Source organism: Streptomyces sp. NPDC058579, assembly GCF_042718575.1.
GTDB lineage: Bacteria > Actinomycetota > Actinomycetes > Streptomycetales > Streptomycetaceae > Streptomyces.
The window spans coordinates 22,812-37,816 of sequence record NZ_JBHXPI010000006.1; the positions used below are offsets into that span (position 1 = coordinate 22,812).

Genomic DNA, 15,005 nt, shown 5'->3' on the forward strand with positions numbered 1-15,005 from the left:
TAGTCATATGAACGGATGCGGGGTGTCGCCGGGGCCTTCGCCCGCCGACACCCCCGCACGTCCTGGCCGGATTCGCCTCAGCGCCGAGAAACTCGCACGTCAGCCGCCTTCACGAAGGCGACGCGATGGCCGAATTGGATCTGGTAGTACTCCTCCTGGCCCCGCACGACCCGATGCCCGGCAGGGTCGAACGTGGGAGCGAAGTAGTACTCGCCCGGGGTGCGCCCGCCCACGACGTACGACTGACCCGCGAGCAGCTTGTACGGCAGTGGCGAGACCGCCTGGACCGGGACACCGGCCGGGTACGCCGAGGCCTCCGGATAGGCGCGCCCGTACACCGGCACCTCCGCCAGACCCTCCCTCGGGGTGAGCAGCAGCCCCCGCGCGTTCACCGCCGTCCGCGCGCCCTTCGGGTTGTGGAACCAGGCCTTCTGGCCCAGGTACCAGATCGCCGTCCAGTCGCCCCGCCGCTCGGCCACCGCGTGCTGCTGGCCGGTCGTGGCACGCGCACCGGTGTCGTTGACCCCGGTCGTCGAGTCCTCGCCGCCCGGCCGCAGCCCGATGTCCTTCACCAGCGGCGCGTCGGCCGCGGGCGCCGTGTGCAGCCTGACCGCGCCACTGCCGTGCGGGGCGCACGCCTCTCCCGCCTTCACGCACCCCGTGTACGTCGGCTGGTGGGTGGCGTACTCGGGCCGGATCGTCACCACGCGCGCGTGGGAACCTGCGCTCGCCGTGAACGGGCGGTCGAGGAGACGGAAGTAGTGCGCCCAGTCCCAGTACGGACCCGGGTCGGTGTGCATCCCGCGGATGGTCGAGGTGACCGTGCCGGGCACGTTGTCGTGGCCGAGGACGTGCTGCCGGTCCAGCGGGATGTCGTAGCGCTGGGCGAGGTGGCGCACGAGCCGCGCCGAGGACCGGTACATCGCCTCCGTGTACCAGGAGTCCGGCGCCGTCAGGAAGCCCTCGTGCTCCAGGCCCACCGACTTGGCGTTCACGAACCAGTTGCCCGCGTGCCAGCCGACGTCCTTGAGCGGCACGTGCTGCGCGACGTGGCCGTCGGACGAGCGCAGCGAGTACTGCCACGACACGTACGTCGGGTCCTGCACCAGCTTGAGCGTGACGTCCCAGGTCGCCTCCGTGTCGTGCACGACGATGTACTCGATCGACTGGGACGCGGGCCGGTTCGCCTTGTCGTGGTTGCCGTAGTCCCCGTCCCCGAACTCCTCGTACGGCGCCGGGATCCACTCGCACGCCACCGTGCGCGGGCACTCCGTCGGACCGGTGCTCGGCTTCCGCAGCCCCAGCGCCGCGACCTGCCCCCGCGCGGGCCCGACGTCCGGGTCGGCCGCGAGCGTCACGACCTGTCCGCTGTCGGTCGTACGGGACTCACCGGTGCGGATCACGTCGAAGACGTCGTTCGCGTACGCCGTCGCGGTCGCCGTGTCGTCGGCGCCGGAATACCGCGCCACCGCGCCGAACCAGTCGGCCGGGTCGGCGCTGGGCGGCCGCCCCGACGCGCGCTGGGCGGCGGCGAGCAGCGCCGCCCCGCCCTCGATGTTCGCCGCCGTGCCGGTGCGCAGCTCCTCCGCCGGGATCCCGGTCAGCGCCGCCGCCCGGTCCAGCGTCTTGAGCCGGTCCGGCAACCGGTCCCGCGTCGGCAGCGGCGTGGCGCTCTCCGAGCCGTGGCGCGGGCCGCGCGCGTCGTCGCCCCGGGCGTCCTCCGCGCCGTGCGAGTGGTGCGGGGCGTCGGCCAGCGCGGTCACGGCGTCCGTGAGGTGCATCGGGCCGTAGCCCCCGGTGACGCTCGGCGCCCCGCCGTGCCCGTCCCACCGCGACTGCAGGTACGACACCGCGAGCAGCACGCTCGGCGGTACGCCCTGCTGTTCGGCGGCCGCGGCGAACTGGCGCTGGAGCGAGCCGGGCGCCGGCGGTCCGGCCGCGGCGGGCGGAGCGGCCGAGAGGAGGGGGAGGAGCAGAGCTGCGGACGCCACGGCGCCCACCGCTCGGGGGACCCGTGTGCGGGACGCGGAACGGTGCAAGGCGGCCTCCAGGTACCAGGGGTGATGTGGGGGCGTGCGGGGCCGGACCCGTACAGGGGTAGCGGCTTCCCGACGATCCGTCAATCACCCGCGCCGACATGGGAATTCCCACGTCAGGGGCGGTGTCGTGGAGGCGTCACGGAGTTTCGTGACGGCGGCGCGCGGGCCTGCGGCGCGTCAGTGGAGTGGACCAATGGACTGGTGCGCGGGGGTGGGGGCGGGGCGGCGCGGGGAAAACGCCGAAACGCCGTGCGCCCGGTGTGTCGGCACCGGGCACACGGCGTGTCACCCCCGTCGGGACGGTCGGCGCTGCCTCAGCGCGTACCGACCGCCGCGCGCACGGCCCGCCGTGCCATGGCGCAGTCGTCGTGCAGCCGCCGCAGGAGCCGGCGCTGCTCCTCACCGGGCGAGACCGCACCGGACGGGACGGGAACCGAACCCGCGGGCGGAGCCTCCTTGATGGTGCGCTGCACCGCCGTCTCGTACGTACGGATCTCCCGGGTCAGCACGATCATCAGGTTCACCAGGAAGGCGTCCCGGGACGCCGGCCCCGCCTGCTGGGCGAGCTGGCTGATCTGGCGCCGGGCCATGGGCGCGTCACCGAGCACCGACCACATCGTCGCCAGGTCGTACCCGGGCAGGTACCAGCCCGCGTGCTCCCAGTCGACGAGGACCGGTCCTGTGGGGGAGAGGAGGATATTGGAGAGCAGGGCGTCGCCGTGGCAGAACTGGCCCATGCCCTGACGGCCACCGGCGTGCGCCAGGCCGTGCAGCAGCTTCTGCAGGTCGTCCCGGTCACGGTCGGTGAAGAGACCCAGCTCGTGATAGCGCGCGATCCGCGCCGGGTAGTCCAGCGGGGCGTCGAAGGTCCCGGCGGGCGGACGCCAGGCGTTGAGCCGGGCGATCGCGCCGAGCGCCGCGCGCAGATCCGCGCGGGGCGGGGCCTCCACGGGGTGGCGCGTCAGCGCCGCCGCCCGCCCCGGCATCCGCTCGATCACCAGCGTGCAGTTCTCCGGGTCCGCGGCGATGAGCCGCGGCGCGCGTACCGGAGGACGGTGCCGGACGAAGGAGCGGTAGGCAGCTATTTCGTGCTGGAACCGCTCGACCCACGCGGGGGAGTGGTCCAGTAAACACTTCGCGACCGCCGTGGCCCGCCCGGTCGTTCCGACGATCAGGACGGAACGGCCGCTGCGCCGCAGGACCTGCACCGGGTTGAACTCCGGGCAGATCCGGTGGACGGACGCGATCGCCATCCGCACCTGGGCCCCCTGGGGGCCCGACAGGTCGATTCTTCCGCTGAGGGGCTGAGCGGCACTGCCCGCCCATCGCCTCGACCTGACCGCCGGAACGACGGGGGCGAGATACGGTCCGCTCCCGGCCGGCACGGAACGGTGCAGGGGCCGGGGCGGGGCGGACACGGAGGACGATGCTGTGTACATGGGGAGACAGATCCCTTCGTGTGCCGACGAGTTGCGTGCGTCGCCCCGCCCGACCTCCGGGCCGCACCCTGGGGAATGAGGGCCGGTTGCCGGGGCGGGGTGGCGCGTTCCTACCTGACACCGCGGCGCGGGTGGCGGAACATCGGGCGCACCCTGGCGAACCCTGGCGAATAGTCGCCAGCCCTATGACACGGGGTTACATTCAACTCAGCCGAGAACCTGGGGGCTTAGACGTGACTGGACAGACCAACACCCGCCTGGCAGACCTCTTCGGTCTCGCCGGCTGGTCCAAGGGAGAGCTCGCGAGGCTCGTCAACAGGCAGGCGGCGGCCATGGGCCACCCGCAACTGTCGACCGACACCTCACGGGTGAGGCGATGGATCGACATGGGGGAGACCCCGCGCGACCCCGTACCCCGGGTGCTGGCTGCCCTGTTCACCGAGCGACTCGGCCGTGTCGTGACCATCGAGGACCTCGGGTTCGTACGACACGGGCGCGCCGGGAGACGGCAGAACGTCAGGAACAACGACAACCCTGACGGGCTGCCCTGGGCGCCCGAGCGTACGGCAGCGGTCCTCACCGAATTCACGGGAATGGACCTCATGCTCAACCGACGCGGCCTGATGGGCGCGGGCGCCGTGCTCGCGGCCGGCTCCGCCCTCACCAGCGCCATGCACGACTGGCTCCAGACCGACCCCGCGCGCCCCGCCACCGCGCCACGCGCCAACGATCCCCTCCACGCCGACCCCGCTGGGTTCGACCGCTACGAGGCCGCCCCCATCGGGTCGGAGGAGATCGAGGCGCTGGAGCGCTCCGTGGAGGTGTTCCGCGCCTGGGACGCCTCCCGCGGCGGCGGCCTCCAGCGCAAGGCGGTCGTGGGCCAGCTCAACGAGGTGGGCGGCATGCTCGCCTACCGCCACCCCGACCACCTCCAGCGGCGCCTGTGGGGCGTCGCCGCCAACCTGGCCGTCCTGGCAGGGTGGATGTCCCACGACGTGGGCCTGGAACCCACCGCCCAGAAGTACTTCGTCATCGCCGCGCACGCGGCGCGCGAGGGCGGCGACCGGCCGCGCGCCGGGGAAGCTCTGTCCCGCGCGGCCCGCCAGATGGTCCACCTGGGCCGGCCCGACGACGCCCTCGACCTGGTGAAGCTCGCCAAGGCGGGCTCGGGCGAAGAGGTGTTGCCCCGAACCCAGGCGATGCTGCACACCATCGAGGCCTGGGCGCAGGCATCCATGGGCAAGGGCCAGGCCATGCGCCGTACGCTCGGCGAGGCCGAGGACCTGTTCGTCTCCGACCGTTCCGACGTCCCGCCGCCGAGCTGGATGCAGAACTTCGACGACGCCGACATGCACGGTATGCAGGCCCTCGCGTTCCGCACGCTCGCCGAGCACGATCCGGCCGCCGCGGTCCCGGCCCAGCGCCACGCCAGGCTGGCCCTCGACCTGCGCCGCAACGGCCACAACCGCTCGAAGCTCTTCGACTACATCTCGCTCGCCTCGGCCTGCTTCATCGCCGACGACCCCGAGCAGGCCGACCGGTACGCCCGGCTCGCCCTGGTGTCCATGGGCGAGACCTCCTCGCACCGCACCTGGGACCGGCTGCGCGAGATGTACCGGCTGACCGGGCAGTACGCCGGCTACGCCAAGATCGAGGACCTCCGCGAGGAGATCGCGCTCGCACTGCCCAATCCCGTGGCCAAGCGGCCGCGGAGCAGCGGGATCTGAGCGGGGTCCGAAGGAGAGTTCGAGGGCGGGAATCGGCCTCGGTACGTACGCCCGGAGGCACGCGCCGCACGCATGCCCCGTACTGCGCGCATGCCTCGTACGCACGAGAAAGGGCACACCGGCCGTTGCCGGTATGCCCTCCTAGTCGCCGACCCGCACCACCATCACGCAGGCGTCGTCCTCGCGGGGTGCCTCACCGAACTCCTCCACCACCGACCGTACGCAGTCCTGCGCGTCCCGCGCCCCGGTCAACCGGGGGGCCAGGTCGAGCAGCCGCTGCGTACCCGTGTCGTCCAGGCCGCTGCGGCGGGTCAGTCCGTCCGTGTGCAGCACAAGCAGATCGCCGGGGAGCAGCCGGATGGCCGCCTCCTCGTACGCGGCCCCGGTCGTCGCTCCCAGCAGCACACCGTCCGGCCGCTTCAGGGCGCGCCCCGTTCCGTCGCGGAAGAGCAGCGGGGCGGGGTGTCCCGCCTGCGCCCAGGTGAGGGTCTGGCTGACCGGTTCGTAACGGCAGCACATCGCGCTGCCGAGGGCCGGCTGCACCGAGGTCTCCAGCAGCTGATTGAGATGGCCCATCAGGGCCCCTGGGCGGATTCCGGCCACGGCCATGCCGCGCAGCGCGCCCAGGAGCATGGCCATCGAGGAGGTCGCGGAGACGCCGTGGCCGGTGAGGTCACCGACGGTCAGCAGCGCGTCGCCGTCGGGCAGGGCCAGCGCGTCGTACCAGTCGCCGCCGATGAGGCCGGTGGTGGCGGCCGGCAGATAGTGGCCGGCCACGTCGAGGGGGGCGCCGGCGCTGCCGTGGGCGAAGCTCAGGGAACCGCGCCACGGAGGCAGTACGGCCTCCTGGAGCTCTACGGCGACGCGGCGCTCGGTGCGCTCGATGTGGCGGGTGCGCTGGAGGCTGTCACGGGACTCGCGGACCGCGCGCTCGCTGCGCCGCAGCTCGCTGACGTCGCGCAGGACCGCCCACATGGAGGCCGTGCAGCCGTCGGCGTCGAGGACCGGCTCGCCCATCATGTGGAGCGTGCGGACCCGGCCGTCGGTGCGGACGACCCGGAACTCGCCGTCGATCGGCTTCCCGTCGATCAGGCAGTCCGTCACCATCGCCTGCAGCACGGACTGGTCCTCGGCGAAGACCATGGACGGCAGTTCGTCCAGCGACATCGGGCCGCTCTCGGGGTTCCGGCCGAAGATCTGGTACAGCTCCTCGGACCAACTCACCTCGTCGTTCAGGAGGTTCCACTCCGCGCTGCCGACGCGGCTGAGGAGCGAGCCGGTGCGTGCGGGCGCGGGGCCGCCGTACGCGGCGCCGGGGTCGGAGGCGGCTTCGACGGTGTCCTCGGCCTCGATGAGGTCGACGCCCGCCGCGAGCGAGGACTCGTCGGGGGCGCCGGCCTTCAGCTGGCCCAAGTGGGCTCCGAGGTCGTCGAGTTGGTGCACGGCGAGATCGCAGAGGGCACGCTGCCAGCGGTTCTTCGGGTCGTCCTCGTCCAGGACCGCGTCCCGGCGCACGGCGTCCACGTCAACGCGCAGACGGCGGGTCTGCGAGATCAGCGCGTCCACGGTGCCGGGCTCCGGCGGCTGAGCTGGACGGTCCGCGTAGAGAGGGGACGGCATGTCGTACTCCGATACAGGCGCGGCGCGGGCGAGCGGTGGAACAAGGCCCGGATATGACTGTTGCACAGGCGAAGACAGCCCGTAAGGGATTTGGCAACACTCGATACGGTGGTGCTTCTGACATATGCCAACGGCCCGCCGATTATCGGCCATCGAGGTGGTAACGGGATGGGGTGTGGAGAAGGTTACGGTGCTCGTGTGGTGAACGACGACCTGGACACGGTGGGGACGGCGGTGCTGCTCGCGGCGGCGCCGGCGGGACGCGGGCGAGCGGTGGACGCGGCGGCCGTTCTGCCCGCGTTCGCGGCGGTGCCTCCGGGGGCGCTGACCGGCACGCCGGTGGCGACGGTGGTCGAACTGGCCGACCCGCTCGACCCGCAGACCGTCCTGACGCGCCTGCGCGCCGCGGCCGCCGCGCCGGGACCGCTGGCGCTCTTCCTCGCGGGCCAGCTCCAGGTGGACCGCCGCCAGCACCTGCCGCACCTGGCGCTCGCGCGCAGCACCCCGACGACCCTGCGGTACACCGGCTTGCCGTGGCACTGGCTCGCGGCGGAGCTGGCGGTGCGGCGCGCGGGCACGACGACGGTGGTGGCGGACCTGGCCGCCGACGCGGAGCTCTGGGAGCGCCTCGGCCCGGCACCGGGCCTGCTCTCCCTCGGCCCCGGCATCCGGCTCTACGGCCGCGTCGCCCCGGCCCCGCGCCGGAGCGGCGTTCCCGCGACACCGGAGTACCTGCGCCACTTCGCGACGGTCTGGCGCACGGGCGCCCGGCCGCCGCTCGCGCAGCTCCACGCGGAGGCGGCGGCTCAGGCGGGTGCGGGGGAGGCGGTGTATCTGACGCAGGAGGTGAACTATCCGCCCCCGCAGACGAGTTCGCAGCCCGTACAGGTGCTCGGAGCGGTGGCGGTCCCGGTGGCGGCCGTCGCGCCCGCCACCGTGCCCGAGCCGCAGCCTGAGCACGGGCGGGCGGCCGCTGTCGCGGCTCCGGCGGCCGTCCGCCCGCCCGCGCCCGTGGCTCAGGAGCCCACGGCTTCCGAGCCCGATCCGCACCCCGCCATCCTCGCCGCGGCGCGCGCCGGGCGGCACGGGGAGGCCGTGGCCGTCGCCGTGGCCTGGGAGCAGGTGGCCCTGCGGCGGTACGGGGCGCGGTCGCCGGAGGCCGTGCACTGGATGGAGGTACGCGCCGACCTCGCCCGGCTCGCCGAAGAGCCCGCCCGCAGCTGCGAGTTGTGGATCGGCGTGGCCCGGGCCCGGCTCGGCCTGAGCCAGGGTCCGCAGGACCCCGAGGTCGAGGGCGCCGTGGACCGCGCCCACCATCAGTGGGAGCGGATCGAGGACCCGTCCCGTGCGCGCGAGTTGGGCAACGCCCTCGTCGCGCTCCGACGCCGCGTCCCCGGCCGCAGGGCGGGCGCCCTCGCTGCCCTCCAGCGCAGGATGGCCTGAGCCTGACCGTCCACCGTGCCGTCGGCGACACCGGGGACCTGCACTCGGCAATCCATGCCGCAGCCTTGGATAGTTGGTCTATCTTGGGATCTCTCCGCACCCATCCCAGGGGGATCACCGCGCCGTGGAACAACTGACGGGGGAGGACCCCGCGCACATAGGCCCGTACCGCCTGATCGCCCGCCTCGGTGCGGGCGGGATGGGCCTGGTCTACCTGGGCCGCTCCGACCTGGGACGTACGGTCGCCGTCAAGGTCGTCCAGGCCGAGCACGCCCAACACGCCGAGTTCCGCAGGCGGTTCGCCCGTGAGGTCGCCGCGGCCCGGCGGGTGGGTGGAGCCTGGACGGCCGACGTCCTGGACGCCGACACTGAGGCCGCCGTGCCGTGGGTGGCGACCCAGTACATCCCCGGCCCCGATCTGACCACCGTCGTGGCCCAGGACTTCGGGCCGCTGCCCGAGCGGTCGGTCCGCACCCTGGCCAACCGCCTCGCCCTCGCCCTGCAGGCCGTACATGAGGCGGGTCTGATCCACCGTGACCTCAAGCCGTCCAACGTCCTCGTCACCGTGGACGGCCCCCGCGTCATCGACTTCGGCATCGCGCGGGCGATGGACAGCCTGGCCGGCGACAGCCTGCACACCCGCACCGGCATGCTCATCGGCTCACCCGGCTTCATGTCACCGGAGCAGGTGCGCGGCCTCGAACTCACCCCGGCGTCCGACGTGTTCTGCCTCGGGGCGCTCCTCGTGTACGCCGCCACCGGACGCCTGCTCTTCGGCGCCACGGACACCGGCCTGAACGCCCACCTCTTCCGTATCGCCGAGGAGGAGGCGGACCTGACCGGCGTACCGGATTCGCTCGTCGCTCTCGTACGCGCATGTCTGCACAAGGACCCGGCCAAGCGGCCCACCCCGCGCGAGGTGGCCACCCGCACGGAGACGGACCAGACCGGTGAGTGGCTGCCGGGGGCGGTACTGGCCCAGCTCGGCCGCCGTGCCGCTCACCTGCTCGACTACGCCCCCGCCACACCCGCGGGCGCACCCGCCGAGCGGCCCGACCCTCGTGTCCAGGCCGTCCAGGCCGTCCAGGCCGCCCAGCCGCCGCCCGCGCCTCCCGCGTACGCCCCGACGGCCCCCGCGTACCCGGCCCGCCCGGCCGACCCGGCGGTCGCCCTTCCCAGGCGCTGGTGGGGCCTGGTGGTGCTCGCTCTGGCTCAGCTGGTCGTGCTGATGGATGCGGCGTTCTCCAAGGTGGTGGTGCGGGAGGCTTCCCGGGACCTGGGGCTCCCTGCCGACGGCCTGCGGGTGTCGTCCACCGTCTACCTGGACGTGATGCCCACCGTCTACGTGCTGGCCTTCGTCGGGCTGCTGCTGTTCGGATCCCGCCTCACGGACCTCGTGGGCCGCAAGCGGATGCTGATGATCGGCCTGGTGGGGTTCGCGGTGGCCGCCGCGATCGGCGGCATGGCGCCCTCTCCCGGCGTGTTGGGCGTGGCCCGCGCCCTGCAGGGCGCCTTCGCCGCGCTGGTCTCGTCGTCCGCACCGGTCCTGGTGTACACCTCCTTCACCGACCCGCAGGAACGCCGCAAGGCTTTCGGGATCTACGTCGCGATCGCCGGCAGCGGCCCGGCGCTCGGCTTGCTGGCAGGCTGGTTGATCTACATGAGCCTGACCTGGCGCTTGTGCCTGTTCGCCGCCATCCCCTTCGCCGTGGGCGCCGTGATCGGAGCGGCGACCCTCGTGCACGACCGCCCGGGCCGCATCGGCGCTCGCTTCGACGGGCTCGGCGTGCTGCTCGGCGCCGTCGGGATCGCCGGCGTCAGTGGGGCCGTTCCGCACTTCACGGGCCAAGCGGTCATCCTGCTTCCGGCCGCAGTCATCCTGCTCGTGGCCTTCGTGTGGTGGCAGACCGGGACGGCCGGCGCACTCGCCGCGCCCTCCGGCGTCAAAGCCCAGGCACCGGTCGGGTACTTCGCCGCGCTGGCCCTGGCCAACGTCGGTGTCGTCGCCCTGCTCACGGCCACGGGGCTCCACTGGTACGGCTAGACCCGGACTTCGCGGGTCGTCGATTCGTATGGTGTGACCGGTCCGGGGGTGTCCCGGGCCGGTGGTGTGGCGTTGGTCGGGGTGTGTCATTGACTTTCCCGGTCCCTGCGGCCACGGTCTGAGCGTCAGCGCCTCGAAATGGTGGTGACGTCCGTGATGGAGAAGCGTCTGGGCGCTCTGCCTGTCGCTGCCGAGTTTCTGCGCCGGCTGGATGTAGCCGCGATCGTCGATGAGGTGTGTCCGGGCGGTGCGAGTGCCCGCCGGACGCACGGCCAGTATGCTTCCGGCCACTTATCATTTTGATCATCCGGAATGGAGCCCCACCATGACCATAGCCCGCTTGTCCGCAGTAACTTGGAGCCTCTCGGTCGTAGCCGCCGGCGTGCTGCTCGTCGGCTGCTCGGGCTCCGTCAGCGTTGGAAACTCCGAGCAAAAACTGTCCAAGGCCAAGCTGGCCACCACAGTCGCCGAAAAGCTCGCCGCCACAACGGGCCAGCCGAAGCCAGACGTCGCCTGTCCCGAGGACCTCGTCGGGAAGGTCGGCAACACCACCCGTTGCACGCTCACAGCGGGCGACGGCAGCACTTTGGGCGTGTCAGTCACCGTTTCCTCTGTCGTTGGAGACGAGATCAACTTCGACATCAAGGCCGACGACACAGCTTCCCCGGCTGCGAACTGACAACGGTGCTCTGCCTGTCGCTGCCGAGTCTTTGCGCCGGCTGGATGTGGCCGGGACCGTCGACCGGCTGTGCCCGGGCCGTGGCATCGCCCATGTGACGCACGGGCAGGTCATCGAGGTGCTGGTGGCCAACCGGCTGACCGCGCCCGCGCCCTTATGGCGGTTGGGTCGCTGGGCCCGGGGATGGGCGGTGGAGGAAGTCTTCGGGATTGAGCGGAGCTGCTCAATGACGACCGTCTGGGGCGGGCCCTGGATGCCATCGCCCCACACCTGAGGGAGCTCACCGACAGCATCGGGGCCCGGGCGATCGGCGAGTTCGGCGTCGATGTGTCCACGTTCCACTGGGACATGACAACCATGTCGCTGTATGGCGCATACCCGGCCGATGACCAGGATGAGGAGTATCCCCGCATCAGGCACGGGCATCCCAAGGACCGCCGCTATGACCTCAAGCAGATCCAGACCGGCCTGGCGGTGACCGGCGACGGCGGCGTCCCGCTGCTGTCTCGCGTCATCGACGGTGGAGCTGCCGAGATCGCCCAGATCACCGGCACCATGAACAGTCTGCGCGCCATGGCGGGGCCGAAGGAGTTCTTGCTGATCGCCGACTCCAAACTGATCTCATACAGCAACGTCAGCGCCCTGATCAAGGCCGGGACCGATTTCATCGCCCTGGCCCCCGCCTCCAGCATCGACGGCCCTGGAAGACACCCACCTGCTGGCCGGGCCCCGCAGGACTGATCCCCCGCTTGAGGTGCGCCGGATCCTGGTCCACTCCACCGGCAACGCCGAAGGCCAGCAGCGAGCCCGTGACAAACGCCTCGCCAAGGCCCGCGAGGATCTCGACAAGCTCCAGCACTCGGCCGGCGGCCGCTACTACAACACCACCGAGAAGATCGCCGCCCGCATCGGCGTGACGATCACCAGGACCCCCGCCGGGTCTCCGGCTGCCTGCACACCGAGATCACCCCGGACGAGACTGGGCGGCCCGCCCTGTCCTGGCACTTCGACCAGGACGTACTCCAGGCCGAAGCCGCCGTCGACGGCTGGTACGCGCTGCTGACCACCCTCACCCCCGAACAGGCCGATCCCGGCGAAGTACTACGCCGCCACAAAGGCCAGGGCGCGGTCGAGCGCAGATACGGCGACTTCAAGGGCCCGCTGGCCGTCACCCCCATCTTCGTTCAGGACAACAAGGGCGTCGCCGCACTGATCACGGTGATCTGCCTGGCCCCGCTGCTGTTCAGCCTGATCGAACGCCAGGTCCGCCGGGCCCTGGGACCCGAACAGAAGGAACCTGCACGATGACTCCCCGCCGAATCGCAGTACTGGAGCGGCCTCCGCCGGGGGAGCGGCAGGGCTGCGATGATCGTATGTATGCACGCCTCACCCTCCGCCGCGTCGCGCGGCGACCTCACCACCGAGCGGCTCCTGCTTCGGCCCGTGCGGACGGCCGACGTACCGGCCGTCACCCGGCTGTGGACCGACCCCGAAGTCCGGCACCACCTGGGCGGGCCGGTCAGCGAGCAGGTCGTACGCATCCGGCAGCGGCGGGTCGTCGGAGCGCCCGGGGTGCACGCGGTGGTGCGGGCGGCCGACGGGGTCCTGCTCGGGCTCGTGACGGTGGAGCCGGGCGCGCGCGACGGGGAGACGGAGGTCTCGTACCAGTTCCTGCCCGAGCACTGGGGGCACGGCTACGCGCGGGAGGCCGTCGCCGCCGTCCTCGACGTCACGCTCCGGGACACGCCGAGCGTGGTCGCGCTCACCCAGGAGGCGAACCACCGCTCCCGACGGCTCCTTGAGGCCGTCGGCATGACTCACGTGTCCTCCTTCGTCGAACACGACGCCCACCAGGTCCTCTACCGACGCGGCGGCGGGGATCCCCCGGTTCCGCCCGTCAGGTGACCTTCTCGCCCGCCGCCAGCTTCGCCACCATCCGCTCCAGGCGCTGCGCCCGTCCCTTGGGCGTGCGGGCCTGCCACAGCCGCATGATCACCAGATACTGGTCGGTCTTCCCGAGCCCCGCGTAGAACTCCCCGGCCCGCTCGTCGGCGGCCAGGGCCGCCGCAAGGTCGTCCGGTACGGTCGCCTCCGCCTGCGACGGGTACGCGGATTCCCACCGGCCGTCCGCCTGCGCGGCCCGCACCTCGGCGAGGCCGGGCTCGCGCATCCGCCCCGCTGCCGTGAGCGCCTCGACCTTGCGGACGTTCACCTGGGACCAGAGGCTGCGGGACCTGCGCGGGGTGTACTTCTGGTGGTAGTACGTCTCGTCCCCGCCTCTGCGCTGACCGTCGATCCAGCCGAAGCAGAGCATGCAGTCGAGGATCTCCGGATTGGTGAGCGACGAGCCGCCCTTCCCCTTCTTGGCGATCCTCAGCCAGATCCCGGGGCTGTCGGCGTGATGGACCTCAAGCCACGTCTCCAACTCCGCCACCTCCGTGACGGTCATGATGTCGAGCCCCTCGTACCGCTCCACCGCCCGGCTCCCCTGTCGTGGTCGACGTCGTTCCCGGAGTCGCCGGGAACGCTCATGACCACGATAGGGAGAGGCACTGACAGTGGTGCCTCGTCAGAAGCGGGCGTGGGTGGTGATGTCGGATTCGAACTGGGTGATCATCTCCGGTGTCACGGTCGGCCGGCACTGGCCGATGGCCTCCAGGTAGTCCGCCGTGGTCGCGCCGGGCAGGCGCTCGTCGGCTGTGGAGCGGGGGCCGACGGCGACCAGGTCGCGCTCGAAGGAGTTCTGGGCGGCGATCCGGGCGGCGTGTTCGATGTCGGCGGGCGTGAACAGGTCGCTCGCCGTGACCAGTTCGTCGATGTCGACATCGGGGCGGCCCTCGGTGTAGCGCCCCCAGATCGCGGCGCGGGCCGCCTTGTCCGGCGTACCGATCGGGATGAGGTAGTCGAAGCGCCCCGGGCGCAGGAAGGCCGGGTCGAGGGAGCGGATCGAGTTCGTCGCGCAGACGAGCAGTCGTTCGTCGCGCTCGCGGAAGCCCGGGATGAGCTTGAGGAGTTCGTTCGTCACGCCGTGCATCCCGCCGGGCTGCGCGGGCTCCTGGCGGACCGGGGCGATCTCCTCGACCTCGTCGATGAAGACCAGGACCCGCTCCAGCTCCGCGATCCGGGCGAACGCGGAGCGCAGCGCGGCCGCCAGATTGCCCTCGTCGGCGAGCCGGGACGGCAGGATCTCCACGAACGGCCAGCCGAGCCGGGAGGCGATGCCCCGCGCGAACGTCGTCTTGCCGGTCCCCGGCGGACCGAACAGGCCCACCGCGCGCGGTGGCCGCACACCGTGCCGCGCCGCACGCTCCGGTTCGGCGAGCGGGAGGACGACACGCCGTTCGATCAGGTCCTTCTCCCGCTCCATGCCGGCGACCTTGGCCCACAGGTCGCCCGGCAGCAGCCGGCCGCCGAGGTCGTCGAGGAGATTGGCGGCGGGGCCGTGCAGCGGCTCCACCTTCTCGAAGTAGGCGACGGCCGGCTGCCGGGTGTAGCCGGCGTTGAGGAGGCCCTCGCCGAGCAGCTCCTCCTCGGGCAGGACGTACGCGATCCGGCCGACCCGCGCCGCGACCAGCCGCCGCTCCAGCTCCACCAGGAGCGCGCTGGCGAGGCCCCGGCCACGCCAGGCGGAGGAGATCGCGATCCGCATCACCCAGGCCCGCTCCCCGGAGACCGACGCGAGCGCGGCCCCGATGGGAACGCCCTGGTGGACGGCGACGACGGCCGGCTGGCGGGAGGTCAGGGCGCTGATGCACTCCGCCAGGGAGAAGACGGACTCCTGGCCGAGTTCGGCCGTGGTGTCGATCAGGTGGACCACTGCGGCGAGATCGCTCTCGCGGTAGTCATGGATGAGCCAGTTCACCGATGCCGCCCCTCGTTCGTGCGATCGCGCGTCCGTGCGTTCGTCGCGTTCGTCCGTGCGATCGCTGGTGTCGCGCCGTTGCGGCGAGGCTAGGGGTGGGGGTGGAGGCGGGTCGTGCGCCATCGTGCACAAGGCGCGAGCGGCGATTACTA

General features: G+C 72.2%; 13 protein-coding genes. 8 read left to right on the forward strand and 5 right to left on the reverse strand.

Annotated elements, in window-relative coordinates; translation table 11 throughout:
• Positions 1 to 77: 77 nt before the first annotated feature.
• Positions 78 to 2,000, reverse strand: a complete 1,923-nt coding sequence (locus tag ACFWRO_RS10530; protein WP_384507872.1) for an N-acetylmuramoyl-L-alanine amidase — start codon at positions 1,998 to 2,000, stop codon at positions 78 to 80.
• Positions 2,001 to 2,353: 353 nt separating this feature from the next.
• Complete coding sequence (locus tag ACFWRO_RS10535) at positions 2,354 to 3,478, reverse strand: aminoglycoside phosphotransferase family protein (protein ID WP_384507250.1); 1,125 nt, start codon at positions 3,476 to 3,478, stop codon at positions 2,354 to 2,356.
• 233 nt (positions 3,479 to 3,711) lie between these two features.
• Here ACFWRO_RS10535 and ACFWRO_RS10540 point away from each other — a divergent pair, with 233 nt between their 5' ends.
• Positions 3,712 to 5,205 carry a hypothetical protein gene (locus ACFWRO_RS10540; protein ID WP_384507253.1) on the forward strand — a complete coding sequence of 498 codons (1,494 nt, stop codon included), beginning with the start codon at positions 3,712 to 3,714 and terminating at the stop codon, positions 5,203 to 5,205.
• 141 nt (positions 5,206 to 5,346) lie between these two features.
• Here the strand turns inward: ACFWRO_RS10540 and ACFWRO_RS10545 are convergent, their stop codons facing one another.
• The gene (locus tag ACFWRO_RS10545) at positions 5,347 to 6,825 is read right to left on the reverse strand and encodes a PP2C family protein-serine/threonine phosphatase (RefSeq protein WP_384507255.1); all 1,479 of its coding nucleotides are present in this window, start codon (positions 6,823 to 6,825) and stop codon (positions 5,347 to 5,349) included.
• A 168-nt stretch (positions 6,826 to 6,993) separates the two neighbouring features.
• Between ACFWRO_RS10545 and ACFWRO_RS10550 the strand changes: the two genes are divergently transcribed.
• The 7 genes from ACFWRO_RS10550 to ACFWRO_RS10580 all read left to right on the forward strand — a co-directional run bounded on the left by ACFWRO_RS10550 (position 6,994) and on the right by ACFWRO_RS10580 (position 12,896).
• On the forward strand, positions 6,994 to 8,268 hold the full coding sequence (locus ACFWRO_RS10550) for a hypothetical protein (RefSeq protein WP_384507258.1): 1,275 nt from the start codon (positions 6,994 to 6,996) through the stop codon (positions 8,266 to 8,268).
• A gap of 124 nt (positions 8,269 to 8,392) precedes the next feature.
• Complete coding sequence (locus ACFWRO_RS10555; protein ID WP_384507261.1) at positions 8,393 to 10,312, forward strand: MFS transporter; 1,920 nt, start codon at positions 8,393 to 8,395, stop codon at positions 10,310 to 10,312.
• Positions 10,313 to 10,637: 325 nt separating this feature from the next.
• Positions 10,638 to 10,991, forward strand: a complete 354-nt coding sequence (locus tag ACFWRO_RS10560) for a DUF4333 domain-containing protein (protein WP_384507263.1) — start codon at positions 10,638 to 10,640, stop codon at positions 10,989 to 10,991.
• 46 nt (positions 10,992 to 11,037) lie between these two features.
• Positions 11,038 to 11,265: a hypothetical protein gene (locus ACFWRO_RS10565; protein WP_384507265.1), complete on the forward strand. Its 228-nt coding sequence runs from the start codon at positions 11,038 to 11,040 to the stop codon at positions 11,263 to 11,265.
• Positions 11,262 to 11,732 (forward strand): hypothetical protein, encoded by a 471-nt coding sequence (locus tag ACFWRO_RS10570; protein ID WP_384507875.1) that lies wholly within the window; start codon positions 11,262 to 11,264, stop codon positions 11,730 to 11,732. Before ACFWRO_RS10565 ends, ACFWRO_RS10570 begins: the two co-directional genes overlap by 4 nt.
• Before the next feature lie 13 nt (positions 11,733 to 11,745).
• Entirely contained in the window at positions 11,746 to 12,054 is a 309-nt protein-coding gene (locus tag ACFWRO_RS10575; RefSeq protein WP_384507268.1) for a hypothetical protein, read from the forward strand.
• A gap of 314 nt (positions 12,055 to 12,368) precedes the next feature.
• Positions 12,369 to 12,896: a GNAT family N-acetyltransferase gene (locus ACFWRO_RS10580; RefSeq protein ID WP_384507270.1), complete on the forward strand. Its 528-nt coding sequence runs from the start codon at positions 12,369 to 12,371 to the stop codon at positions 12,894 to 12,896.
• Here the strand turns inward: ACFWRO_RS10580 and ACFWRO_RS10585 are convergent.
• Together ACFWRO_RS10585 and ACFWRO_RS10590 are read right to left on the reverse strand one after the other, a co-directional pair.
• Positions 12,889 to 13,440 (reverse strand): YdeI family protein, encoded by a 552-nt coding sequence (locus tag ACFWRO_RS10585; protein ID WP_384507879.1) that lies wholly within the window; start codon positions 13,438 to 13,440, stop codon positions 12,889 to 12,891. The genes ACFWRO_RS10580 and ACFWRO_RS10585 overlap by 8 nt on opposite strands.
• Before the next feature lie 120 nt (positions 13,441 to 13,560).
• A complete protein-coding gene (locus ACFWRO_RS10590; protein ID WP_384507272.1) occupies positions 13,561 to 14,853 on the reverse strand; it encodes an ATP-binding protein in 1,293 nt (430 codons plus the stop codon).
• Between the last annotated feature and the right edge of the window lie 152 nt (positions 14,854 to 15,005).

Coding starts and splice junctions, on each gene's coding strand:
- ACFWRO_RS10535 (WP_384507250.1), bottom strand. CDS start 3,478: ATGTACACAGCATCGTCCTCCGTGTCCGCCCCGCCCCGGCCCCTGCAC.
- ACFWRO_RS10545 (WP_384507255.1), bottom strand. CDS start 6,825: ATGCCGTCCCCTCTCTACGCGGACCGTCCAGCTCAGCCGCCGGAGCCC.
- ACFWRO_RS10550 (WP_384507258.1), top strand. CDS start 6,994: ATGGGGTGTGGAGAAGGTTACGGTGCTCGTGTGGTGAACGACGACCTG.
- ACFWRO_RS10560 (WP_384507263.1), top strand. CDS start 10,638: ATGACCATAGCCCGCTTGTCCGCAGTAACTTGGAGCCTCTCGGTCGTA.
- ACFWRO_RS10580 (WP_384507270.1), top strand. CDS start 12,369: ATGCACGCCTCACCCTCCGCCGCGTCGCGCGGCGACCTCACCACCGAG.
- ACFWRO_RS10585 (WP_384507879.1), bottom strand. CDS start 13,440: ATGACCGTCACGGAGGTGGCGGAGTTGGAGACGTGGCTTGAGGTCCAT.